Genomic DNA, 21,996 nt, shown 5'->3' on the forward strand with positions numbered 1-21,996 from the left:
CCCATGAGGCAGCGCAGTTACATTCCCGGCAAGATGAAACGCACCGTCGCGCTGGAGGAGGCGTCCGCGGTCGAGAAGGGCAAGGCCGCGCTCAAGGAGGCCAAGTCTCGCAAGGAGTGGTTCGACCGTACGCACCCGGGACGGATGCTCAAGCGCATCAGCGAGGGAAACGGCAACATCATCGCTGGCGGGATCGCCTATTTGTCGTTGACGTCACTCGCGGCCGCGCTCGTGATTGGCGTCACGATCTCGACCTACCTCGTTCACTTCAACGCGAACTGGAACGAGGCGTTCTACGGCTTCATTGACGACACAATTCCGGGTGTGATCAAGGCGGACGGTCCGGACAGCGCGGGCCTGGTAGATCCCGATTCGCTCGAGCCGCAGACCCTGACGGGGATTGTGGGAATCGTCACCTTCTTGATTCTGATCAACACCGCGTCGCGCTACCTGAGCGCGACGCGCATCGGATCCATCGCGATGCTGGACACGCAGGCGGGCTCGCCAGTCAAGGGCAAGTTGCGCGACTTCGGGGCGCTCCTCGCGCTGCTGATCCTGGTGCTGCTCGGGGCCTTGCTGCAGGTGGCCGCATCACAATTTTCCACGGTGATTGCCGGATGGGTGTCGGATCAGCCGCTGTCCGACTGGCTCATTCGTGGTCCTGCCTTCGCCGTCGGTGTCCTGGTAGACATGGCTTTCGTGGCCTTGGCGATCGTGGTGCTGGGGAGCTACCGCGGCCCGCGAGTGCCGCTGATCTGGACCTTGCTCGCGGCCGCCATCAGCATCGGCATCCTGCGCCAAGCCGTGTCGCTGGTGATTGGCGGCGTGAAGGACAACGCGGTGCTCGCCTCCGCCGCGTCGGTGATCGCCATCATGATCTTCGTGAATTTTGTCGCGCGGATCGTTCTCTATGCCGCTGCTTGGCTCGGCACGCTGGCTCCCTCAGAGGCGGGGCCAGGAGAGTTCAGCTCGACAGAGATGGAATCGATCCCGCGCCGCGGCCACGGAAGCGTGACGACGGCACGCGCCATGCAGCGCGATCGTGAGTAGCCACGCATCCGGACGCTCGGCGCGCTACGCGTGTGGGGCGTTGGAGCGGTGCACGAAGGCGTGGAACTCCACCGCATCCATTGCGGTTCCTGGGAGCTCGGTGCCCTTGCCGTCCGCGCGGATCCCGTCAAGGAAGATCACCAGCTGACGGCGCATCAAGTTGGCCTCGTGGTCGGTCGGATTGCCGACCATGCCGCCGAGCGAGAACATCATGAGTGCTAGGTCGCCGCCCGTAACGCCTTCCCTCAGGGTGCCCTCGGCCTGCGCGCGCTCGATCAGGCCGGTCAGGCTATCGGTGAACGAGCCCGCGGGACGGTAGTCAGGGTCGATGTCATACATGCGTCGCATCACGGTGCGTAGGCCGGGAGCGTCCGCCAAAGCAAACACCGCGGACTCGAGCAGGGTCGCAATCGTGTCCCATGCGGTAGCGTCCTCGCCGCTGGCCCGCAGTGACTCGCCCAGCATCATCACCCCACGGTCGTACAGCGCGCGGATCAGGTCCTCGTGCGTAGGAAAGTGACGGTAGGCGGTGCCAATTCCCAGGCCCGTTTGAATCGCGAGCTCACGGACGGTCAGGTCCGCGTCGCGGACAGCAAGGATCTCAAATCCAGCGAGGATGAGCCGTTCGCGGTTCGCGACAGCATCTTTTCGTTTCACCATGAGGAGATTCTAAACGTGAAGTGTCCGTTTCTGTGAACGTCAGACGACACCAGTATTGAGCGCCTTTTTCACCTCGGAAATTGCCTTGGTGACCTCGATGCCGCGAGGGCACGCCTCGGTGCAGTTGAACGCCGTGCGGCACTTCCACACGCCGGCCTTGTCGTTCAGAATCTCGAGCCGATCCCACTCGCCCTCGTCGCGGGAGTCAAAGATGAAGCGGTGCGCGCCCACGATGGCCTGAGGACCAAAATACTGTCCATCGGTCCAGAACACCGGGCACGACGTGGTGCACGCTGCACACATGATGCACTTGGTCGTGTCATCGAAGCGTGCACGCTCTTCGGGGCTCTGCAGCCGCTCCCGCTCGGGGGTGGGGCCGGACGTCATGAGAAATGGCATGATCTCGCGGTAGCTCGCGAAGAACGGCTCCATGTCAACGATCAGGTCCTTCTCCACCGGTAGGCCCTTGATGGGCTCGATGGTGATGGGACGCTTGGGGTTGAGATCCTTGAGCAGCGTCTTGCATGCCAGCCGGTTCTTGGCGTTGATGCGCATCGCGTCGGAGCCACACACGCCGTGCGCGCACGAGCGACGGAACGCGAGCGAGCCGTCCACATCCCACTTGATTTTGTGGAGCGCGTCGAGCACGCGGTCCGTGCCGTGCATGGTCAGGGTGAACTCTTCCCAGTACTCCTCGCCCGCAGGGTGGTCGGGCGTGCCATCCGGATCCATGCGCTGGATGCGCAGGGTTACGTCAAAGCTCGGGACCTCGCCGGCCTTCGAGGGTGCCTCGGCAGTTGCAGTCATCGTGTCCTCCGCCTAGTACTTACGTTCCATGGGCTGGTACTTCGTCACAACTACCGGCTTGGTGTCGAGACGAATTCCATCCTTGGTCTTGTAGGCCATCGTGTGCTTCATGAAGTTCTCGTCGTCGCGCGTGGGGAAGTCCTCGCGATAGTGACCGCCGCGGCTCTCCTTGCGGTGCTCGGCACCCAGGATGACCACCTCGGCGAGGTCGAGCAGGAAGCCCAGCTCGACGGCCTCGAGGAGGTCAGTGTTGAAGCGCGCGCCGCGGTCGTGAATGGCGACATTCTTGAAACGCTCCTGGAGTTCACCCACGAGTTTGTGGGCCTCTGCCAGGGATTCTGACGTACGGAACACCTGAACGTTGCGGTCCATCGACGCCTGTAGTTCGCGGCGGATGTCCGCAACGCGCTCAGTGCCGTCGCCGCCCACGGTGGCGCGGAGCTTCTCGACCTGATCAGTGACCAGGGACGATGCATCGGCCGGAAGGTCGTGGCCTTCCGTGGTCAGCGCGTACTCAGCCGCGGCAATACCCGCGCGACGTCCGAACACGTTGATGTCGAGCAGTGAGTTGGTGCCGAGGCGGTTGGAGCCGTGGACCGACACGCAAGCGACCTCGCCGGCCGCATACAGGCCCTTGATGGTGTCGTGGTTGTTGCGCAGCACCTCGGCATTGTTCGTGGTGGGCACGCCACCCATCGCGTAGTGCGCGGTGGGGAACACGGGCACCGGCTCGGTGTACGGCTCCACGCCCAGGTATGTGCGCGCGAACTCGGTGATGTCCGGCAACTTCTCGTCAATGTGCGCGGGCTCGAGGTGGGTAAGGTCAAGCAGCACGTAGTCCTTGTTGGGGCCACAACCGCGACCCTCACGTACCTCATTGGCCATGGCCCGGGCAACGACGTCGCGCGGGGCCAGGTCCTTGATGGTGGGGGCGTAGCGCTCCATGAAGCGCTCACCCTCGGAGTTGCGCAGAATGCCACCCTCACCACGGGCGGCCTCGGACAGCAGAATGCCCAGCCCGGCCAGGCCGGTCGGGTGGAACTGGAAGAACTCCATGTCCTCGAGTGGGATGCCGCGGCGCAGCGCGAGCGCCATGCCGTCTCCCGTGAGGGTGTGGGCATTCGACGTGGTCTTGAAGACCTTGCCGGCACCGCCGGTCGCGAAGATGACGGACTTGGCACGGAAGGTGTGGATCTGACCGGTGGACAACTCGTATGCGACCACTCCGGCCACCGCGACGTCCTTGCCCTCGGCAGCCTGAGGGTCGTCGTTGAGGATCAGGTCCAGCACGTAGAACTCGTTGAAGAACTCGACATCCTGCTTGATGCACTGTTGATACAGCGTCTGCAGAATCATGTGGCCGGTACGGTCGGCGGCGTAGCAGGCGCGGCGAACCGCGGACTTTCCGTGATCGCGCGTGTGGCCGCCAAAGCGGCGCTGGTCGATCTTGCCCGCGGTGGTGCGGTTGAACGGAAGGCCCATCTTCTCCAGGTCGAGGACGGCCTGAACGGCCTCCTCGCACAGGATCTGCGCGGCATCCTGGTCGACCAGGTAGTCGCCGCCCTTAATGGTGTCGAACACGTGCCACTCGACGTTGTCTTCCTCGACGTTGGCGAGTGCCGCGGCCATGCCGCCCTGCGCCGCACCGGTGTGGGAACGAGTGGGGTAGAGCTTGGTCAGCACCGCGGTCTTGGCGCGCTGCGAGCTCTCCAGAGCCGCGCGCATGCCGGCGCCGCCAGCACCCACAATGACTACGTCATATTCGTGTTCAGTCATCGAACGTCCTCACAGAAGGTCGGGACGCCGGGTAGCAGATCACCCGAGGCGTCGAGGGGGCACGGGTCGAAGGTGAAGATCACGAGCGAGCCCAGCACCACGATGGTTGTGACGCAGACCGCGAGTAGCGTCTTGAGCGTCTTGCGCATCCAGGTGCGGCGGGCATAGTCGTTGATCAGCAGGCGCATGCCGTTGCCGCCGTGGATCATCGCGAGCACTAGCATCACGAAGTCCCAGATCTGCCACAGCGGGGAGGCCCACTTGCCCGCGACGAACGCGAAGTCGATCTGATTGACGCCGTCGCCGCTGAACAGGTTGATGAACAGGTGCGTGAAGATCAGGACGAGCAGCAGCACGCCGGAGCCGCGCATGAACAGCCACGACCACTGCTCGGCGTGGTTGCGGGAGCGGCCGGAACGGATGGGACGCAGGGGCTCGACCTCGGGGGCCTTCGATTCGGCGGTGGTCATTACGCACCCCCAAACACGTGGGACAGGTGTCGCGGCAGGAAGCCAATCATCAGCAGCGCGAACAGGCCCCACACGATCCACACCATGAGGCGCTGGTGCTTGAGGGCCCAGGGCCACGTGTCGACCAGGATGATGCGGATGCCGTTAAAGGCGTGCAGCGCAATCGCGGCAACCAGGCCGGCCTCGACGATCCCGTAGATGGGCGTCTTGTAGGTACCAATCACGTCGTTGTAGGCCTCGGGAGACACGCGCACGAGCGCGGTATCGAGGACGTGCACCACGAGGAAGAAGAAGATCGCGACGCCGGTGGTGCGATGCACGACCCACATCCACATGCCTTCACGGCCTCTATACAGCGTTGTCGCGGGTGACACAGAAACTCCTTGGTTTACTCGGAACACTATCTAGCATCCTAATGTGGTCTCCATGACAGGCTCGCACAACATCCACGATGCGGCGGATTCTTCCCCGGCGCCCTCGACTACCGATCGCACCGACTCCGGTCCTGGCAGCGAGGCGGTCATCGACGACTTCGTCGCCGTCATCCCGGCCGGGGGAGTGGGCTCGCGCCTGTGGCCGCTGTCCCAGCCTCACCGACCCAAGTTTCTGCTCGATCTACTCGGCACCGGCACCACGCTGATCCAGGACACCGTGACCCGACTCGCGCCCTTGGCCGCCCAGACCATTGTGGTGACCGGCCAACGTCACGCCGATGCCGTGGCGGCTCAGGTGCCGCAGGTTCCGGCCGCGAACCTGGTCGCGGAACCAACACCGCGTGACTCCATGGCCGCGATCGCACTCGCGGCCGCCATCATTCAGCTCCGGCATGGTGACCGCATCATGGGCTCCTTTGCGGCGGACCACGTAATTGGTGAGCCCCACGAGTTCCGCGCGGCGGTGCGAACCGCCGTCGTCGCCGCCAGAACCGGCAAGGTCGTGACGATTGGGATCAACCCCACCGAGGCATCGTCCGCCTTCGGCTACATCGCCCAAGGCGATGAGCTGCCCGATGCGTCGGGCGCTTTCGCGGTGCGGGAGTTTACCGAGAAGCCGGATCCCCAGACCGCGGCGACGATGCTCGCCAGCGGCGGCTACGTCTGGAATGCTGGCATGTTCGTAGTCAGCACCGCAGTCCTGCTGGAACACCTCGAGCGCCTGCAGCCGGGGATCTACGCGGGCGTGACCGAGATAGCGGCGGCGTGGGACAGTGACGACCGACAGGCGACGCTTGAGCGCGTATGGCCCACGTTGACCAAGATCGCGATTGACCACGCCATCGCGGAGCCCGTGGCGGCGGCCGGGGGCGTGGCCGTGGTGCCCGGCGCGTTCGACTGGCACGACGTGGGGGATTTTGACTCCCTCGTGGGACTGCTGACACCCGATGCCGACGGCGTCACTCGCATCGGCCGCACCGCTGTGGTCGGAACATTTGGATCTCAGGGCGTGGTCGCGGTGGGCGGGACCAAAGTCCTCGCAGTCGTTGGCTTAGACGATGTTGTCATTGTGGAGTCGGACGAGGCGCTGTTGGTGCTCTCGCGAGCAGCAGCACAGCAGGTCAAGGACGCGGCGACCGCAGGTCTTTAGGGAAACTTGGTTAATTAGCGGGGCATTTGTTGCCGATTTGTGTCCGTCCTGAGACTGGCTGGGTGCGCGGATGAAACATTTGCCACGTAGCATTGAGATACGCACAAGCCTGGCGATCCTGGGCTCCAATCAAGTGAGGAAACACTCATGAAAAACGCAATTCGCATCGGCGCCGTTGTCGCGGCCTCGGCTCTCGCCCTCGCGGCGTGCTCGTCGGCTCCCGAGGAGACCACGTCTCCCGAGTCCACTGGCGCCGCCACGTCAGAAACGTCGGAGAGCGCAATGGCGTCCGTCGACTACAAGGCGTGCATGGTTTCTGACGCCGGTGGTTTCGACGACAAGTCCTTCAACCAGTCGGGTTACGAGGGTCTCGAGCGTGCCGAGTCTGAGCTCGGCATCGAGATCAACACCGCAGAGTCCAAGGACGAGAACGACTTCGGTCCCAACATCGACGCCATGGTCGCCGACGGTTGCGACATGATCATCACCGTTGGCTTCCTGCTCGCAGACGCGACGGCCACCGCCGCCGCAGCCAACCCCGACGTTAACTTCGCGCTCATCGACTCGACCGTCGACCCCGCGGCCGACAACGTCAAGCCGATTCTGTTCGAGACCGACCAGGCCGCGTTCCTCGCGGGCTACGTCGCCGCCGGAACCTCCGAGTCGGGCACCATCGGTACCTTCGGTGGAGTCAACATTCCCCCGGTCACCATCTTCATGAACGGCTACCTCGCCGGCGCGAACTACTTCAACGAGGAGACCGGCGGCGACGTCAAGGTCCTCGGTTGGGACGGCGAGACCGGTTCGTTCACCGACACCTTCGACGACGTGACCAAGGGTCAGACCGCTGCCAAGGGTGAGCTCGACCAGGGTGCAGACATCATCATGCCCGTCGCCGGCCCCGTCGGCGGTGGCGCTCAGGTTGCCATCCAGGACAACGGCTCCGGCTGGTTCATTGGTGTTGACCAGGACTGGACCAAGACCACTCCTGACTACACGGACATCATCCTGACCTCGGTCCTCAAGAACATCGGTAACGCCGTGTTCGACGTCATCCAGGCCGCATCGGTTGACGGCTCGTTCGACTCGACTCCCTACGAGGGCACGCTCGAGAACGACGGCGTTGGCCTGGCCGAACTCAACGCAGCGGTTCCCGCAGACGTTGCCGGCGCAGTCGACGGCCTTAAGGCCGGAATCATCGACGGCTCCATCTCGGTGGCCGTTAACTAAGTAGCGCTACCCAGGCGTGATGCCTGGGACGAGGGGCGCTCCGCGTAGACGCGGGGCGCCCCTCGTGCTTGACTGACTAATACATGGTTATGCACCGGCAAAGGAGCAGGGCGTGAGACTGGAACTTCGAGGAGTCACCAAACGATTCGGTGATTTCACTGCGAATGACAAGATCGACCTCATTGTTGAGCCCGGTAGTGTGCACGCGCTGCTCGGGGAGAATGGCGCCGGGAAGTCGACGCTGATGAACGTCCTCTTTGGACTCTATGATGCCGACGAGGGCGAGATTCTTGTCGATGGCGAGCCCGCAGGTTTCAAGGGTCCAGGCGACGCGATGGCGGCCGGCATCGGCATGGTGCACCAGCACTTCATGCTCGTGCATCCGTTCACCGTGGCCGAGAACGTGATGCTCGGTCACGAGGAGGTCCGTGGACCGGCCAAGTTGCTCGACCTTGGAAACGCCCGTAAGCGCGTCAAGGAGATCTCGGACCGCTTTGGTTTCCACGTCGATCCCGATGCCGTGGTCGAGGACCTCTCCGTGGGTGCACAGCAGCGCGTGGAGATCATCAAGGCGCTGTCGCAGCGCGCAGAAATTTTGATTCTGGACGAGCCGACCGCTGTCCTCACCCCGCAGGAGACCGACGAGTTGCTCGCCATCGTGAAGCAACTGCGTGACTCGGGCACCGCGGTGGTGCTCATCACTCACAAGCTTCGCGAGGTGCAGGCCGTTGCCGACCACATCACGGTCATCCGGCGCGGCAAGGTGGTCGGTACCGCCCTGCCCACCGCCTCGCAGGAGGAACTCGCCTCCCTCATGGTGGGCCGCGACGTCAGCATGACGGTCGACAAGCCCGAGGCCAAGCCCGGCGACGTGATGCTCGAGGTCGAATCTCTCACCGTCCTCGACGAATTCGACCACCCACAGCTACGCAATGTGTCCTTCAACGTGCGCGCGGGGGAGATCCTCGCGGTCGCCGGTGTGCAGGGCAACGGTCAGACGGAACTTACCGAGGCAATCCTGGGTGTCGTGCCCACGGCCGCCGGCACGGTCAAGCTCGACGGCGAGGTGCTGACGGGCAAGAAGATCAAGGACACGCTGATGTCCGGCATCGGGTTCGTGCCCGAGGACCGTACTGAGGACGGCCTCGTCGCCGGTTTTTCCATCGCCAACAACCTGATCCTCGACATCTACGACCAGGCTCCCTACTCCAAGGGCGGCGTGTTGCGGCCCTCGGTCGTGGTGAGTGAGGCCGAGAAGAACGTCGAGCAGTTCGATGTGCGCACCACTGGCGTGCACGCGACGGCGGGCTCGCTGTCCGGTGGAAACCAGCAGAAGGTGGTGCTGGCGCGAGAGTTGTCGCGGCCGCTCAAGTTGCTGATCGCCTCGCAGCCCACCCGCGGTCTCGACGTGGGCTCGATCGAGTTTGTTCACAAGCGCATCGTTCAGGAGCGCGACAACGGTGCGGCGGTGATCATCGTCAGCTCCGAGCTCGACGAGGTGGTCGCGCTCGCCGACAGAATCGCGGTGATGTACCACGGCAAGATCGTTGACATCGTGCCGCCAGACACTGACCGCGACACGCTCGGCCTAATGATGGCCGGAGCCCACGAGGAGGATGCAGCGTGAGCGACGACGACAAGAATCCCACGACTCCCGATGCGTCGCAGGACGGCGAGAGCAGTGCCAGTGCCGACGGCACCAAGAAGGCAGCCGAGTCTTCCGTCCTGGTGGGCGGCAGTGACGACGGCGGCGACGCCCCCACGTCAGCCGTGACGGGCGAGAGCGGGGAGGGTGGCGAGCCGACCACACGTTCCGAGGACGCCCGGTCCATGCTCCGCCAGATCACCGAGAGTTCGACGCTCGTCGTCATCCTCGCGATCCTGGCCTCGCTGGTCATCGGCGGCATCCTGATCATCCTGGCCTCCGAAGAGGTGCGTACGGCTGCGGGATACTTCTTCTCGCGCCCGGCAGACACGTTCTCGGCGATGTGGGACTCGGTCTCGAGTGCCTACTCCGCCATGTGGAAGGGCGCATTCTTCAACGCCGACGCGGATACCTTCGCCGCCAAGGTCCGGCCATTCATCAATACCCTCACCATGGCCACCCCGCTCATCTTCGCGGGACTCGGCCTGGGCATCGGCTTCCGTGCCGGCCTGTTCAACATTGGTGCCCAGGGTCAGATCATCATGGGCGCCACTGTTGGCGCGATGGTCGGCTTCATGTGGCACCTGCCGGTGGGTCTCCACCTGCTTGTCGCCATCCTGGGTTGCATCCTTGGTGGCGCAATGTGGGGCTTCATCCCCGGTATTTTGAAGGCCAAAACGGGTGCGCATGAGGTCATCACGACCATCATGCTCAACTACATAGCCCTCAACCTGCTGGCCTACTTGCTGACGCTCGACGCCTTCCAGCGTCCCGACAGCGACAACCCGCAGACTCCCATCCTCGACGCCAACGCGCAGTACCCGCACGTGCTCGGGGAGTCGTTCCCGCTGCACCTCGGATTCTTCGTCGCGCTCCTCGCGGCGTGGGGCGTCTGGTGGCTCATGGAGCGCTCGACACTCGGCTTCCAGTTCCGTGCCGTGGGAGCTAACCCCTCCGCCTCGCGTACGGCAGGGATGAGCGTCTCAAAGTCCACCGTGCTCGTCATGGTGATTGCGGGTGGGCTGGCGGGACTCGCTGGCTCGGCCCAGGTCCTTGGGACGCAGCCGTCGCTGACGACCGGAATCGCGGCCTCGATTGGATTCGACGCCATCACGGTCGCGCTGCTCGGTAGATCTCGGCCCCTAGGGATCGTGTTCGCCGCCATCCTGTTCGGTGGGTTGAAGGCCTCGGGCCCGGCGTTGCAGGTCCAGGCAGGTTTGCCCATTGACATCGTGCTCGTCGTGCAGTCCCTGATTGTGTTGTTCATCGCGGCGCCGCCGCTGGTCAGATTCCTGTTCCGATTGCCTACACCCAAGCACGAGAAGGAGGTCACGGTATGACCGCCGTCGCTCCAGCGTCCACGGCTCCGCTCGAGGATGATCCCGTCGTCGCCGCCAAGCGGTGGCGCACGCCGATCATCCTGGCGGTTGTCGCGCTTCTTTCACTGGTGGTGTTCGGCCTCGGTTCCGTTGCGGGTGAAATTACCTCGTTCTCCATCTCTCGTTCGACCGACTTCTTCACGGTCGACACCTTCGACCTGCCGTCACGAACCACAGCCATTGTGGCGTCGCTGGTGGCACTCGCCCTGGCCGCGTACAGCGCCTGGACCGTGTCGCAGTCGCGCAAGGCTGGCTGGTGGCTGCCGGTGGTGTTCGGCATCTCGATCATGTTTGCGCTGCTCGCATGGGCCGGCGCGGGTCGTGGAGCGACCGACATTCAGATCACTGGACTGCTGACCGGCGCGGTGGTGCTGAGTGTGCCGCTGGTGTTCGGTGCGCTGTCAGGTGTGGTGTGTGAACGCTCGGGAATCATCAACATCGCGATCGAGGGCCAGCTGCTTGCTGGCGCGTTCCTCGCGGCCGTAGTCGGATCGGCAACTGGAAACGCCTACATCGGCCTCGTTGCGGCTCCCATTGCGGGTGCCCTGGTCGGCATGCTTCTCGCGCTCTTCACCGTGAAGTACTGGGTCAACCAGATCGTCGTTGGTGTGGTGCTCAACGTGCTCGTTATTGGTGTCACGAACTTCCTGTTCGGCACCTTGTTGCGCGAGAGCGGCAACCTGAACAAGAACCTCGGAATGGCTGATCTGCCCATCCCGGTGCTGTCCAAGATCCCAATCATTGGGCCGGTACTGTTCGACCACAACCTGCTGGTCTATCTCATGTACATTGTCGTTGCCATCCTGAGTGTGATGCTCTTCAAGTCACGCTGGGGCCTGCGAGTACGGGCCGTGGGTGAACACCCCACCGCGGCCGACACCGTCGGTATCAAGGTGAACCGCACGCGAGTGCGCAACACCATCCTGGGTGGAGCGATCGCTGGACTCGGTGGCGCATTCTTCACCGTTGCCTCGGGACTCGCCTTCGGCAAGGAGATGACGGCAGGCACAGGATTTATCGCCCTTGCCGCCATGATCCTTGGACGCTGGCGTCCCATGGGTGCGCTCGGCGCCGCCGTACTGTTCGGCTTCGCGATCGCGCTCAAGGACCAGCTGGGAATCATCGGCTCACCCATTCCATCGCAGTTCCTCGCGATGCTCCCGTACATTGCCACCATCTTTGCCGTGGCCGGACTCGTGGGTCACGCGCGACCACCCGCGGCAGAGGGCATCCCCTACAAGAAGTGAGCGTCATGACGCACATCGATTGGGAAGCACTACGCCACGCTGCGCGCGCGGTTACTGCCTCCGCTTACGTTCCGTATTCAAAGTACCCGGTGGGCGCTGCGGCGCTCACCGACGACGGCCGCGTGATTGCCGGCTGCAATGTGGAGAACGCCTCGTACGGTCTCACGCTGTGCGCCGAGTGTGCGGTGGTCTCTCAGTTGCACTCGTCCGGCGGTGGGCGCCTGCTGGCGCTCGCCTGCGTGGACGGCAACGGCGAGGTCTTGACCCCGTGTGGCCGATGCCGGCAGTTGCTTTTTGAGCACGGCGGGCCGACGATGCTGATTGACGCCGCGGACGGTCCTGTCACCGTCGATCACTTGCTACCTGGGGCATTCGGCCCCGACCACCTGGAGGTTTTTCATGGCTGAGCGTCACGACGCGATTTCCGTCATTGTCACCAAGCGCGACGGGGGCACGCTGAGCGACGACCAGATCGACTGGGTGGTCGACGCCTACACGCGAGGAGTGGTGGCCGACGAGCAGATGAGTTCGCTCACCATGGCAATCCTGCAGCGCGGCATGAGCCGCAGCGAGATTGCACGCTGGACCGCCGCGATGATCGCGTCGGGGGAGCGACTCGACTTCACCGACCTGGGGGTGCCTACGGCGGACAAGCACTCGACGGGCGGTGTCGGAGACAAGATCACGTTGCCGCTCGCGCCGTTGGTGGCTGCGTACGGCGTAGCTGTCCCACAGTTGTCGGGTCGCGGGCTCGGCCACACGGGAGGCACGCTCGACAAACTCGAGTCCATCCCGGGGTGGCGCGCTGACGTGTCCAACGCCGACATGCGCCAGCAACTACTCGACGTGGGTGCCGTCATCTGTGCGGCTGGCACGGGACTCGCTCCCGCCGACAAGAAGCTCTACGCGCTGCGCGACGTGACTGGGACAGTCGAGTCCATCCCTATGATCTCGGCGTCCATCATGTCCAAGAAGATTGCGGAGGGCACGGGGGCACTGGTCCTCGACGTCAAGGTCGGCACGGGCGCGTTCATGAAGAACATCGACGACGCGCGCGAGCTGGCGCGCACGATGGTGGCGCTCGGCACGGACGCGGGCGTGGTGACCACTGCGCTGTTGACGGACATGTCGACTCCGCTCGGCCAGGGCATCGGCAACGCACTGGAGGTGACGGAGTCGGTCGAGGTGCTCGCCGGTGGCGGACCTGCTGATGTGGTCGAGCTCACCGTCGAGCTGGCACGCGCGATGCTCGAGGGTGCGGGCGTCACAGGTGTCGATCCGGCAGAGGCTCTCAAGGACGGGCGCGCCATGGACAAGTGGCGCCAGATGATTTCCGCCCAAGGCGGAGACCCCGATGCGCCGATGCCCACGGCACCGCACGTCGAGGAAGTACGCGCGGAGTCCGACGGATACATCACGCGACTCGATGCGATGGGCGCCGGCCTTGCTGCGTGGCGGCTCGGTGCTGGGCGCGCGCGCAAGGATGACGTGCTCGACCTGAGCGCGGGAGTATTTCTGCACAAGACGCTGGGTGACGAGGTGCGTCAGGGCGACGTCATCATGACCTTGCACGCGGAGTCGGAAGACAAGATGCCGCGTGGCCTGGCGGCGCTGACTGAGGCCTGCGAGGGCGCGGGCACGGTGGAGATTGGTAGTTCCCCGGTGGACCGCCGCATCATCCTGGACCGTATTGGCGCGGAGGACACGAACGGTTCGGGCCGCTAGCCTCGGGTTTCACGCTCGCCCAGGAGGTCGTCTCCGGGGCGGGCCGCTAGCGTGGGGTTTGTCGCCCGCCGCGGATCTCTACAGGATGGGTTGTTAGTTCATGGGTTGGTCGCTTTCCGCCTCCGTGGCACGTCTCGCTCACTCCGTCGGAATGCGCGGGCGATGGCGCTCGCCGTACTCCGTCTCCCACGCCGCCGGGGTAGCGCAGCGCGGCTCGCGGGCCACGGGCGACACCGTGTACGCGCGCGTGTACGACGCGCGGATGACTGCTTCCAGCCCGGCCGATCGCAAGGCCCTCGCCGCCTGCCGTGACCAGGTAGTGCTCGATGGTGCCGTCATCGAGCGAGCCGCAGCATCGGGCGCCCCCTTGGCGGCAATCGCCGCCCTGGCGGAGGGTTGGGATCGCCTTCCTGAAGCGACGCGCGACCTGGTTCGCAATCCGTTGGGGCGCACTACGCCGGGTCCGGTGACGTGGGGCGACACCACGGCCAAGCAGGTCGACCAGACCACGTGTGGCGCGGCAGTCATCGCCATGGAACTGATGATGACGGATCCCTTCGTGGCGTTGTGGGTGACCAGCGGCCGGCTGCTCGGCGGCTACGTTCCCGCGGAGATTGCCGCGATCGAGGACTTTGGGCGGGGTCTACGCTCCACGGAACGACGGTGGCGTGCTTTGCAGCGTTCGCTCCACCTGGCGACGTCCCGTCGCGCGGTGGTGGGATTGCCCTGGCCGCGGGCGTGGGGGACGGCGCCGTGGCGGGTCGACAATGTCACACGTGTGGCAGGGCTAAGGTTTGCCACTGCCCTGCTGGACGACTCACGCGTTGACGACGTGGCCGCAATGGTGGCCCATGCATCGGCCGCGCTGCGGGAGTCGATTCCGGTGCCGATGTATACGGGTGGCGACTCGCGCATGGGGGTGGCGGCCATGGTGCCCCGCCACGTGGTGCTGCTGACCTCGGTGACGGATCACGTCTTCTTGATCTACGAGCCCTCGTCGGGCCAGTTGCGGGAGCTACCCGCGGCGCTGTGGCTCGAGGACGGCACGGTGCGCCCGGCGCTCGGGCACTGGAGTCGAATCTGCTGCCTGGTGCTGCCGGTGCCCCGCAAGAGAAACTAGTCGGGGTGCGGTCCGCGCGACCTCGTTGGCTCCCGCAGAGGACTTGGCTCCTACACTTGAGGCATGACACTTACACCTGACGAGATTGTTGCCCTGCCCAAGGTCCTGCTGCACGACCACCTCGATGGCGGTCTGCGCCCGTCGACCCTGATCGAGCTCTCCGCCGAGGTGGGCCACGAGCTGCCCTCGACCGACCCCGACGAACTGGCTGCGATCTTCGCGACCAACGCTGCATCGGGTGACCTCGTGCGCTACTTGGAGGCGTTCGCGCACTCCGCTGCTGTGATGCAGAGTGCCGACAACATTCGTCGCATTGCGCGCGAGGCAGTGGTCGACCTTGCCGCCGACGGCGTGATCTATGCGGAGCTTCGCTATGCACCCGAGCAGCACCTCGAGGGTGGGCTTACGCTGCAGGAGGTCGTTGAGGCTGTGCAGGCGGGAATCGACGAGGGTGTGGCGGAGGCCAGCGAGGCGCGCCACACGATTCGTGTGGGTGCGCTGCTCGACGCAATGCGTCACCTGGACCGATCGCTCGAGATCGCCGAGCTGGCGCTCGAGAACCGCGGCCGATGCTGCGTCGGCTTCGACATCGCGGGTCCCGAGTTGGGCTTCCCGGTAGAGAACCACCGCGCGGCATTCGAGCTGCTTCGTGACAACCACATGCCCGTCACGATTCACGCCGGTGAGGCGGACGGCGCGGAGAGCGTAGGTCAGGCGCTGGGCCTCGGTGCTGCGCGTCGTATCGGTCACGGAGTGCGTGTCCACGAGGACATCACGGACATCGACTCCGACGCGCCGACGCTGGGCGTGATCGCTCAGCACACGCTCGACCAGCAGATTCCGCTGGAATGCTGCCCCACGTCGAACGTGCAGACGGGGGCGGCACCCTCGCTCGAGGGGCACCCCATGCACGCGCTGCGCGACCTGGGATTTGCCGTCACGGTGAACACCGATAACCGACTGGTGTCGGGTGTCTCGATGAGCGGTGAGTTCGAGGAACTCGTCAAGGTGGGCTGGACCAAGGAGGACCTGCTGGAGGCGACGCTGATTGCCGCCTGGGCCGCCTTCCTGCCATACGAGGAGCGTGGGGATCTGGCCGAGTTGGTCCTGGAGGGCTTCGGCGTCGACTTGGGCGATCTGTAGCACTTTGATCGTGCGACCCGTTGGTCGTTAGTTTTACTCGAACGGCAACATGGCGGTCGCTGAACTTCGGTTCGGCGACCGCCATGTTGCGTTTCATGGGTGCTCACTGACGCCTGGCGGTGGTGCACAGAGCGTCCTGTGTGCCAGGTGACGGGTCTTGCGTTGCACGCGCTGTGGGGTGAGTGGCGCGGGCGTGTGGGGCATCGTGCTTGGTGATCGGTCGGCATGGTGAAGTGCGCTGTGCGCGGTGGCGACTAGTGGGTGAGCTTGAGCCCAATCACGCAGCCGACGATGCCGAGTAGCAGGAGCAGCTTGACCACCGAGAATGCCTCGGCGCCCGTCACCATCGCGTATCCGGCGGTCAGCGAGGCGCCGATGCCGACCCACACCGCGTAGGCGGTGCCCACGGGAAGGTCACGCATGGCATACGCAAGGCCGGCCATAGAGGCTGCGAGTGCGACGAGGAAGACCGTGATGGGCACCGGCTTGGTAAACCCGGCGGTCTTGCTGAGCGCGGTTGCCCAGACGGCTTCGAGGACGCCGGAGAGGATGAGGATGAGCCAAGACATGAGGAACCCTTCGGGCGTCGTCTTGTCGCGTGCCGGGTACGTCACCACTCGTCCGGAAGCCGGTTTTGGGCTCTGAATTTATTCTCGCACGTAGGTACGTCGGGGGCCAGTGGTGGTGACTTTTCTCACCACCAGTGACCCGCATTTCCTGGTCGAGGTGCCGGAGCCGGTGGTCATCGCACCCAGCTCCATCGCTGTGCATCGTCGTCACGAGTGAAGCCGCCGCGACCGGATTCTGTGGCAGGTTGGCCGGCCCGTGTTCACACCTTGTGCGTACTTGGGTGTGTTCCGCGTAGGCTGAAGGGAGATGCATCGCGCACCCCGCCGGGGCGTCGCGTCGCGCACTAAACCGGAGGAAGACATGACTCTCACTCGTAGCGAACTCGCCCAGTACGTCGACCACACTCTCCTTAAGCCGGAGGCTACCCCTGCACAGGTGGCGGCGCTGGTGACTGAGGGGGCCGAGCTCGGAGTCTTCTCCGTTTGCGTCTCGCCGTCGATGCTCCCCCTCGAGGTTCCTGTTGGTCTTGCGGTGGCCACCGTCTGTGGATTCCCGTCGGGCAAGCACCACTCGTCGGTGAAGGCTGCGGAGGCGGCACAGTCCATCGCAGATGGGGCCGACGAGATTGACATGGTGATCGATATTGCCGCAGCCAACGAGGGTGACTTTGCGGCCGTTCAAGCGGATATCGCGGCCGTTCGTTCCTCGGTGCCTGAGGGCAAGATACTCAAGGTGATCATCGAGTCTGCGGCGCTTTCCGACGAGGCCATCACGGGTGCATGCCACGCGGCTGAGGCCGCGGGGGCCGACTTCGTGAAGACCTCGACCGGCTTCCACCCTGCTGGCGGCGCGTCCAAGCATGCGATCGAATTGATGGCTCAGGCTGTGGGCGGGCGCCTCGGGATCAAGGCCTCAGGTGGGGTCCGTACGGCCGAGGCAGCGCTCGAGATGATTGAGGCGGGGGCCACGCGGCTTGGTCTGTCGGGCACGGCTGCAGTGCTCGACGGGTTGGACGAGATTAATGCGGGCGGATCATCGTCGGATGGCACCGGCAACGCCAGCGCGGAGGACTCCTCGGGCTACTAGTTTCACGGACCCTTTGTACGTCGGACTCGCGTGTTCATGTGACCAGCGCCGTCGGCTACGTACTGAGCGCTCATGTCTAGGTGCTCAGCGCTAGGTGCGCTTTGCCCCCGGGTCGCGGTCTCGGGGTTGCGTCATGTACTCCGCGATCGGGCTCGCCCGGTTTGGTGATCCACACCTGGCCGTCATTGATGTCGACCTTCCAGCCATCACGGTGAACCCGATGGTGACATCTGGTGCAGAGCAAGACCCCGTTCGAGAGATCCGTTTTCCCTCCATCTCTATCCCACCACTTGATGTGGTGCGCCTCGCAGAATGAAGGTGGGGCGTGACACCAACTACAACCTCCGTCCCGTTCCGCCAGTGCGAGGCGTTGCGCGGGCGAGAACAGTCTTCGTGTACGTCCCAGGTCGAGTGGGAGTGAATCTCCTCCCATGGTGACGGGCAGGATGGCCGCGTCCACCGCCATGGCACGAAGCGTTCCTATGGTGATGGGACTCGAAATCTCGTCGCATTCGCCAAGACCGAGGTCGTCCGCAAGGTCTTTCTTGTTGATGCGGATCACCACGGTGGTCTTCACGCCAGACGTGGGCGACTCGCAGTCCATCCCATGAAGCGCTAGGGACGTGAGAGCGTCGATGCGAATCTGCGCGGCCGATCGAGGGTCGTCGATTCCGCTACCGCCGTGCTCGACATTTCTGCGTTGTTGGAACGCCCAGCGAGTCTGGGCATCGATGTATGCCTTGATGGGCGCAGCGCTGGCGGCATCCATCCGTGCCGTCATCACCGTCATGCCATCGGCATCTTCGTGAAAATAAAGGGCACGGTCCTCACGGTGCAGTTTTTCCTTTGCCGCCAGTTCCTTGGGGAACCGCCATGCGCGCTCGCGCTCGCATACCTTGCGGAGCTCGGACAGCGTGAGGGTTTGAGCCTTCTCCACGAGTCTGCGTTCAAGTCCGGCCAAGTCGGTACGGAGCGAGTCCTGGTCAGCCCGGGAGGAGGTTGGCGCATCGCCTTTCGCTTGTGGATTGCGCGCCGCGGCCCGCTCCTCCACCAAAGATCTCGCGACTGCTTCTAGCGTACGAGTGACGATCGCCGCGGCATCGGCCGCAATTGCCTTGGCAAGTAGCGCCCGCGCGATGAAGGGGAAGCGTGGCCCCTCTGAGATCTCACTGGAGGGCGTGGGCGCGGCATTGTCGTTGAGTTCCAGCCCCGCGAGCATGGCGAGTTCATCACTCGATGGCGGGAGCGGTGTAAGCGCGCGACCAGCATCGATCAACTTGCTCGCCTCAGTAGGCGTGGTGCCCAAGGTGTCCGCGAGGTATTGCTGAGGATTTGAAAATCCCTCTTTGCGAGCCATTCCGCCGGCTCCCAGTTCTGGCTTGCTCCGGCGGGCGACCTCGCACGACATAGCGGCCACAGCGCCATCGTAGGACCTCTTGATCCGACCCATCCCCGCCGTGTACTCGTGAAGCTCCGCTGGCGTGAGGTCTGACTCCTCGCGGCCCTCGAAATCGCGCAAGGCTCCAACCTCTGCGGCGAGAGACTCCAGTGAAATGGTCATGCCCACAGTCAATCACTGGCGTCTGACAAATGGGGTGTAAATACATTAAACCGGATTAAACGTGGAAAAATACCTCAAATGAGTTCCTGTGCACCACAATGATCCGGTGAGCGGTGAGCGGTGAGCGGTGAGCGGTGAGCGGTGAGCGGTGAGCGGTGAGCGGTGAGCGGTGAGCGGTGAGCGGTGAGCGGTGAGCGGTGAGCGGTGAGCGGTGAGCGGTCGACCGGCGGGCGGTGCGCAGCGTGAACGGCAACCGTCGACCGGCGGGCGGTGCGCAGCGTGAACGGCATCCGGCAACCGGCAATCAGTAACCGGTAGCCAGCAACCAGCAACCAGCAACCAGCAACAACCGACAGCAGTGGCCTAAAGCCCCAGCGCCCCACGCACGTCAGACTCGAGTTCGTCCATCGCAGCCGTGGCGGCATCGCGCGCGGCGCGAACGTCGTCACCGTCGACGGACTGGACCACCTCGAGGTACGCCTTGACCTTGGGCTCTGTGCCGGACGGACGAACAATCACTCGCGCACCCGATGCCGTGGCCAGGTGCAGCCCCGTCGTTCCTGGCAGACCGTTGAGACCCTTGGACATGTCGTCCGTCGCGGTCACCGGCGAGCCGCCCAGCGTCGCCGGGGGAGCATCGAGCAGCCGCGTCATCGTCTCGCCGATCAGCGACACGTCGGCAAACCGAGCCGCGACCTGACGAGTCAGATACACGCCATTCGCCCGCGCGAGATCGTCAATCGCATCGGAAAGGGTGCGCCCCGCGGCCTTGAGCTCCGCGACGTAGTCGGCGATCAGCACCGCCGCCGAGACTCCGTCCTTGTCGCGCACTAGATCGGGAGCGACGCAGTATCCGAGCGCCTCTTCGTACCCATAGACCAAGCCTTCTTCCCGGCCGATCCACTTAAACCCGGTCAGGGTGGCGCGATAGTCGAGCCCGTGCCGCGCCGCAATTGCAGACAACTGCTGCGAAGAGACGATGGAGTTCGCCAGAACGCCGTCGGCCCGCTCGGATTCGCTCAAGCCGGACGCGACGCGCTCCCCCAGCAGCGATCCCACGACGTCTCCGTGCAGCATCGTCCACTTGCCGTCGATGACGGTGGCGACGGCGCAGCGATCGGTGTCGGGGTCGTTGGCGATCACCACGTCGGCATCAATCGAGGTTGCCAGCGCGAGCGAGAGGTCGATCGCGCCCTTCTCCTCGGGATTGGGGAACACCACGGTGGGGAAGTCGGGGTCGGGCTCGCGTTGCTCGGGTACGGAGTGGAGGTCGGTGAATCCCGCCTTCCTCAGTACTGAAGTGACGGTGGCGTCGCCTACCCCATGCAAAGGCGTGAGGACGATGCGGATGGCCTCACGTTCGGTCTCGTGACCAGCTACCGGGCCTGCGAGTGCTGCCACCGAGGAGATGTACTTCTCGACGACGGAGTCGTCGATCGTCGACCAGCCTTCGGTCGCACGCGCCACCGATTCAACGGTTGGCACGGCGGCGATGCGCGACGCGATCTCCGCGTCGTAGGGTGGCACAATCTGTGCCCCCTGTCCGGAGTCGGTCACGACCCGTCCCCCCAGGTAAACCTTGTAGCCGTTGTCCTGCGGTGGGTTGTGCGACGCGGTAACCATGACCCCAGCATCGGCCTCGAGGGCGAGCGTCGAATACGCGACCAAGGGAGTGGGGAGCAGGTGTGGCATCAGCATCGCCTCGTGCCCGGCGGCGACCATGACGGCGCACGTGTCGACCGCGAAGTCTTGCGATCCGTGGCGCGCGTCGTATCCCACGACAACACGAGCGGGCCCTTCGACGCCAAGCTCCGCCAACGCATCAGTGAGGTACGTGGCGAGGCCGGAAGCAGCCCTGATCACGACCGCGCGATTCATCCTGTTGGGACCGGCTCCGATGTGTCCTCGGAGGCCGGCGGTGCCGAACTCCAGTGAACCCCGGAAACGGTCCGCGAGGTCAACCCCTGCGGCGGAGTCGCCCGCCGCATCGGCGTCGAGCACGGCGCGCAGCTCAGCGCGCGTCGCGGGATCGGGATCGTCGGCGATCCAGGCTTCGGCAATCTCGTGAAGCGACGCGTCCATTACATGCCCTTCACAATCTCGGCGAGCAGCGCCGAGATCCGCGGCCCGGCGTCGCGGCCGGCGTCCAGCACCTCCTGGTGATTCAGTTCCTCGCCACCGATCCCGGCGGCGAGGTTCGTCACGAGTGACAGTCCCAGGATCTCCATGCCCCGTTCGCGCGCGGCAATCGCTTCGAGAGCCGTCGACATTCCCACCAGGTTTGCGCCCAGGATGGCGGCCATGCGCACCTCGGCGCGAGTCTCATACTGGGGCCCGGTGAATTGTGCGTAGATGCCATCCGGCAGTGAGGGGTCTACTGCCCGCGCCACGTCGCGAAGTCGCGGCGTGTACACGTTGGTCATGTCCACGAAGGTCGCACCTTCAAGCGGGGTGACGCCCGTCAGGTTGATGTGGTCCTCGAGCAGCACTACCGATCCTGGCCCCACGTCAGGCCGCGTCGATCCGCAACCGTTGGTGAGGACTAGCTGCTTGCACCCGGCGGCCGCCGCCATGCGGACGCCATGCGCCACCCGCACCGCATCGAGCGTCTGGTAGTAGTGCTGCCGCGCGCCCAGCACCAGCACGTGCTTGCCGTTGGGCGTCAGCAGTGACCGAAATACCGAGCTGTGACCGGCGACGGCGTGCGTGTTGAAGCCGGAGATCTGCTCCGCCGGCACCGATGCCACCTCCTCGCCAATGAGGTCGGCAGCGCCACCCCATCCGGATCCCAACACCAACGCGATGTCGTGGTGCTCAACCCCGGTGGATGAGGCGAGCTGCGCGGCTGATTCTGAGGCAAGTTCGAAGGCAGTGTCCATTACTCGAGCGTAGCCCCTCGTAGCGGCCAATGCCGAGGCGGAGACGCGCACGCGAAACGTGAGA

At 64.6% G+C, this 21,996-nt stretch carries 20 protein-coding genes and 1 riboswitch; of the genes, 11 read left to right on the forward strand and 9 right to left on the reverse strand.

What is annotated here, in order from left to right; genetic code table 11:
- Nucleotides 1-3: 3 nt before the first annotated feature.
- Complete coding sequence (locus AOP73_RS06230; RefSeq protein WP_160295442.1) at nt 4-1,050, forward strand: YihY/virulence factor BrkB family protein; 1,047 nt, start codon at nt 4-6, stop codon at nt 1,048-1,050.
- Between the two features lie 24 nt (nt 1,051-1,074).
- Here the strand turns inward: AOP73_RS06230 and AOP73_RS06235 are convergent, their stop codons facing one another.
- From AOP73_RS06235 to sdhC, 5 genes are read right to left on the reverse strand one after another with little or no spacing between them, the layout of a single operon-like run.
- On the reverse strand, nt 1,075-1,710 hold the full coding sequence (locus AOP73_RS06235; protein ID WP_061963927.1) for a TetR/AcrR family transcriptional regulator: 636 nt from the start codon (nt 1,708-1,710) through the stop codon (nt 1,075-1,077).
- Between the two features lie 39 nt (nt 1,711-1,749).
- Nucleotides 1,750-2,517, reverse strand: coding sequence for a succinate dehydrogenase iron-sulfur subunit (locus AOP73_RS06240; protein WP_061963929.1), 768 nt, complete (start codon nt 2,515-2,517; stop codon nt 1,750-1,752).
- A gap of 12 nt (nt 2,518-2,529) precedes the next feature.
- Entirely contained in the window at nt 2,530-4,293 is a 1,764-nt protein-coding gene (sdhA, locus tag AOP73_RS06245; RefSeq protein ID WP_061963931.1) for a succinate dehydrogenase flavoprotein subunit, read from the reverse strand.
- Nucleotides 4,290-4,763, reverse strand: coding sequence for a succinate dehydrogenase hydrophobic membrane anchor subunit (locus AOP73_RS06250; RefSeq protein WP_061963933.1), 474 nt, complete (start codon nt 4,761-4,763; stop codon nt 4,290-4,292). The genes sdhA and AOP73_RS06250 overlap by 4 nt, the downstream gene beginning before the upstream one ends.
- Complete coding sequence (sdhC, locus tag AOP73_RS06255) at nt 4,763-5,137, reverse strand: succinate dehydrogenase, cytochrome b556 subunit (RefSeq protein WP_269078509.1); 375 nt, start codon at nt 5,135-5,137, stop codon at nt 4,763-4,765. The genes AOP73_RS06250 and sdhC overlap by 1 nt, the downstream gene beginning before the upstream one ends.
- Before the next feature lie 52 nt (nt 5,138-5,189).
- On the opposite strand from sdhC, the gene AOP73_RS06260 reads away from it, so the two are divergent.
- The 9 genes from AOP73_RS06260 (at nt 5,190) to AOP73_RS06300 (ending at nt 15,836) form a co-directional block, all read left to right on the forward strand.
- Nucleotides 5,190-6,347, forward strand: a complete 1,158-nt coding sequence (locus AOP73_RS06260; protein ID WP_061963937.1) for a mannose-1-phosphate guanylyltransferase — start codon at nt 5,190-5,192, stop codon at nt 6,345-6,347.
- A 147-nt stretch (nt 6,348-6,494) separates the two neighbouring features.
- Nucleotides 6,495-7,577, forward strand: a complete 1,083-nt coding sequence (locus tag AOP73_RS06265) for a BMP family lipoprotein (protein WP_061963939.1) — start codon at nt 6,495-6,497, stop codon at nt 7,575-7,577.
- 112 nt (nt 7,578-7,689) lie between these two features.
- Complete coding sequence (locus tag AOP73_RS06270; RefSeq protein WP_061963941.1) at nt 7,690-9,204, forward strand: ABC transporter ATP-binding protein; 1,515 nt, start codon at nt 7,690-7,692, stop codon at nt 9,202-9,204.
- Entirely contained in the window at nt 9,201-10,562 is a 1,362-nt protein-coding gene (locus tag AOP73_RS06275) for an ABC transporter permease (RefSeq protein WP_061963943.1), read from the forward strand. The genes AOP73_RS06270 and AOP73_RS06275 overlap by 4 nt, the downstream gene beginning before the upstream one ends.
- Entirely contained in the window at nt 10,559-11,848 is a 1,290-nt protein-coding gene (locus AOP73_RS06280; protein WP_061963945.1) for an ABC transporter permease, read from the forward strand. The genes AOP73_RS06275 and AOP73_RS06280 overlap by 4 nt, the downstream gene beginning before the upstream one ends.
- Nucleotides 11,849-11,853: 5 nt before the next feature.
- Nucleotides 11,854-12,255 carry a cytidine deaminase gene (locus AOP73_RS06285; protein WP_061963948.1) on the forward strand — a complete coding sequence of 134 codons (402 nt, stop codon included), beginning with the start codon at nt 11,854-11,856 and terminating at the stop codon, nt 12,253-12,255.
- Nucleotides 12,248-13,573, forward strand: a complete 1,326-nt coding sequence (locus AOP73_RS06290) for a thymidine phosphorylase (RefSeq protein WP_061963950.1) — start codon at nt 12,248-12,250, stop codon at nt 13,571-13,573. Before AOP73_RS06285 ends, AOP73_RS06290 begins: the two co-directional genes overlap by 8 nt.
- Before the next feature lie 100 nt (nt 13,574-13,673).
- Nucleotides 13,674-14,693 (forward strand): hypothetical protein, encoded by a 1,020-nt coding sequence (locus AOP73_RS06295; protein ID WP_061963952.1) that lies wholly within the window; start codon nt 13,674-13,676, stop codon nt 14,691-14,693.
- A gap of 63 nt (nt 14,694-14,756) precedes the next feature.
- Nucleotides 14,757-15,836, forward strand: a complete 1,080-nt coding sequence (locus tag AOP73_RS06300; RefSeq protein ID WP_061963954.1) for an adenosine deaminase — start codon at nt 14,757-14,759, stop codon at nt 15,834-15,836.
- Nucleotides 15,837-16,090: 254 nt separating this feature from the next.
- Here AOP73_RS06300 and AOP73_RS06305 read toward each other — a convergent pair whose 3' ends face one another.
- The gene (locus tag AOP73_RS06305; RefSeq protein ID WP_061964902.1) at nt 16,091-16,405 is read right to left on the reverse strand and encodes a DMT family transporter; all 315 of its coding nucleotides are present in this window, start codon (nt 16,403-16,405) and stop codon (nt 16,091-16,093) included.
- A gap of 11 nt (nt 16,406-16,416) precedes the next feature.
- Nucleotides 16,417-16,481, reverse strand: a riboswitch (guanidine-III (ykkC-III) riboswitch).
- 285 nt (nt 16,482-16,766) lie between these two features.
- Here AOP73_RS06305 and deoC point away from each other — a divergent pair.
- Nucleotides 16,767-17,492: a deoxyribose-phosphate aldolase gene (gene deoC, locus AOP73_RS06310; RefSeq protein ID WP_061963956.1), complete on the forward strand. Its 726-nt coding sequence runs from the start codon at nt 16,767-16,769 to the stop codon at nt 17,490-17,492.
- A 76-nt stretch (nt 17,493-17,568) separates the two neighbouring features.
- Here deoC and AOP73_RS06315 read toward each other — a convergent pair whose 3' ends face one another.
- From AOP73_RS06315 to AOP73_RS06330, 3 genes are all read right to left on the reverse strand, one after another.
- Nucleotides 17,569-19,053 (reverse strand): HNH endonuclease, encoded by a 1,485-nt coding sequence (locus AOP73_RS06315; protein ID WP_061963958.1) that lies wholly within the window; start codon nt 19,051-19,053, stop codon nt 17,569-17,571.
- Nucleotides 19,054-19,416: 363 nt separating this feature from the next.
- Nucleotides 19,417-21,135 carry a phospho-sugar mutase gene (locus AOP73_RS06325; RefSeq protein ID WP_061963962.1) on the reverse strand — a complete coding sequence of 573 codons (1,719 nt, stop codon included), beginning with the start codon at nt 21,133-21,135 and terminating at the stop codon, nt 19,417-19,419.
- A complete protein-coding gene (locus AOP73_RS06330; protein ID WP_061963964.1) occupies nt 21,135-21,932 on the reverse strand; it encodes a purine-nucleoside phosphorylase in 798 nt (265 codons plus the stop codon). The genes AOP73_RS06325 and AOP73_RS06330 overlap by 1 nt, the downstream gene beginning before the upstream one ends.
- Between the last annotated feature and the right edge of the window lie 64 nt (nt 21,933-21,996).

The sequence above is a fragment of the Demequina aurantiaca genome (assembly GCF_000975135.1).
Lineage (GTDB): Bacteria > Actinomycetota > Actinomycetes > Actinomycetales > Demequinaceae > Demequina > Demequina aurantiaca.

Coding starts and splice junctions, on each gene's coding strand:
- AOP73_RS06230 (WP_160295442.1), top strand. CDS start 4: ATGAGGCAGCGCAGTTACATTCCCGGCAAGATGAAACGCACCGTCGCG.
- AOP73_RS06235 (WP_061963927.1), bottom strand. CDS start 1,710: ATGGTGAAACGAAAAGATGCTGTCGCGAACCGCGAACGGCTCATCCTC.
- AOP73_RS06240 (WP_061963929.1), bottom strand. CDS start 2,517: ATGACTGCAACTGCCGAGGCACCCTCGAAGGCCGGCGAGGTCCCGAGC.
- sdhA (WP_061963931.1), bottom strand. CDS start 4,293: ATGACTGAACACGAATATGACGTAGTCATTGTGGGTGCTGGCGGCGCC.
- AOP73_RS06250 (WP_061963933.1), bottom strand. CDS start 4,763: ATGACCACCGCCGAATCGAAGGCCCCCGAGGTCGAGCCCCTGCGTCCC.
- AOP73_RS06260 (WP_061963937.1), top strand. CDS start 5,190: ATGACAGGCTCGCACAACATCCACGATGCGGCGGATTCTTCCCCGGCG.
- AOP73_RS06265 (WP_061963939.1), top strand. CDS start 6,495: ATGAAAAACGCAATTCGCATCGGCGCCGTTGTCGCGGCCTCGGCTCTC.
- AOP73_RS06280 (WP_061963945.1), top strand. CDS start 10,559: ATGACCGCCGTCGCTCCAGCGTCCACGGCTCCGCTCGAGGATGATCCC.
- AOP73_RS06285 (WP_061963948.1), top strand. CDS start 11,854: ATGACGCACATCGATTGGGAAGCACTACGCCACGCTGCGCGCGCGGTT.
- AOP73_RS06290 (WP_061963950.1), top strand. CDS start 12,248: ATGGCTGAGCGTCACGACGCGATTTCCGTCATTGTCACCAAGCGCGAC.
- AOP73_RS06295 (WP_061963952.1), top strand. CDS start 13,674: ATGGGTTGGTCGCTTTCCGCCTCCGTGGCACGTCTCGCTCACTCCGTC.
- AOP73_RS06300 (WP_061963954.1), top strand. CDS start 14,757: ATGACACTTACACCTGACGAGATTGTTGCCCTGCCCAAGGTCCTGCTG.
- AOP73_RS06305 (WP_061964902.1), bottom strand. CDS start 16,405: ATGTCTTGGCTCATCCTCATCCTCTCCGGCGTCCTCGAAGCCGTCTGG.
- deoC (WP_061963956.1), top strand. CDS start 16,767: ATGACTCTCACTCGTAGCGAACTCGCCCAGTACGTCGACCACACTCTC.
- AOP73_RS06315 (WP_061963958.1), bottom strand. CDS start 19,053: ATGACCATTTCACTGGAGTCTCTCGCCGCAGAGGTTGGAGCCTTGCGC.
- AOP73_RS06325 (WP_061963962.1), bottom strand. CDS start 21,135: ATGGACGCGTCGCTTCACGAGATTGCCGAAGCCTGGATCGCCGACGAT.
- AOP73_RS06330 (WP_061963964.1), bottom strand. CDS start 21,932: ATGGACACTGCCTTCGAACTTGCCTCAGAATCAGCCGCGCAGCTCGCC.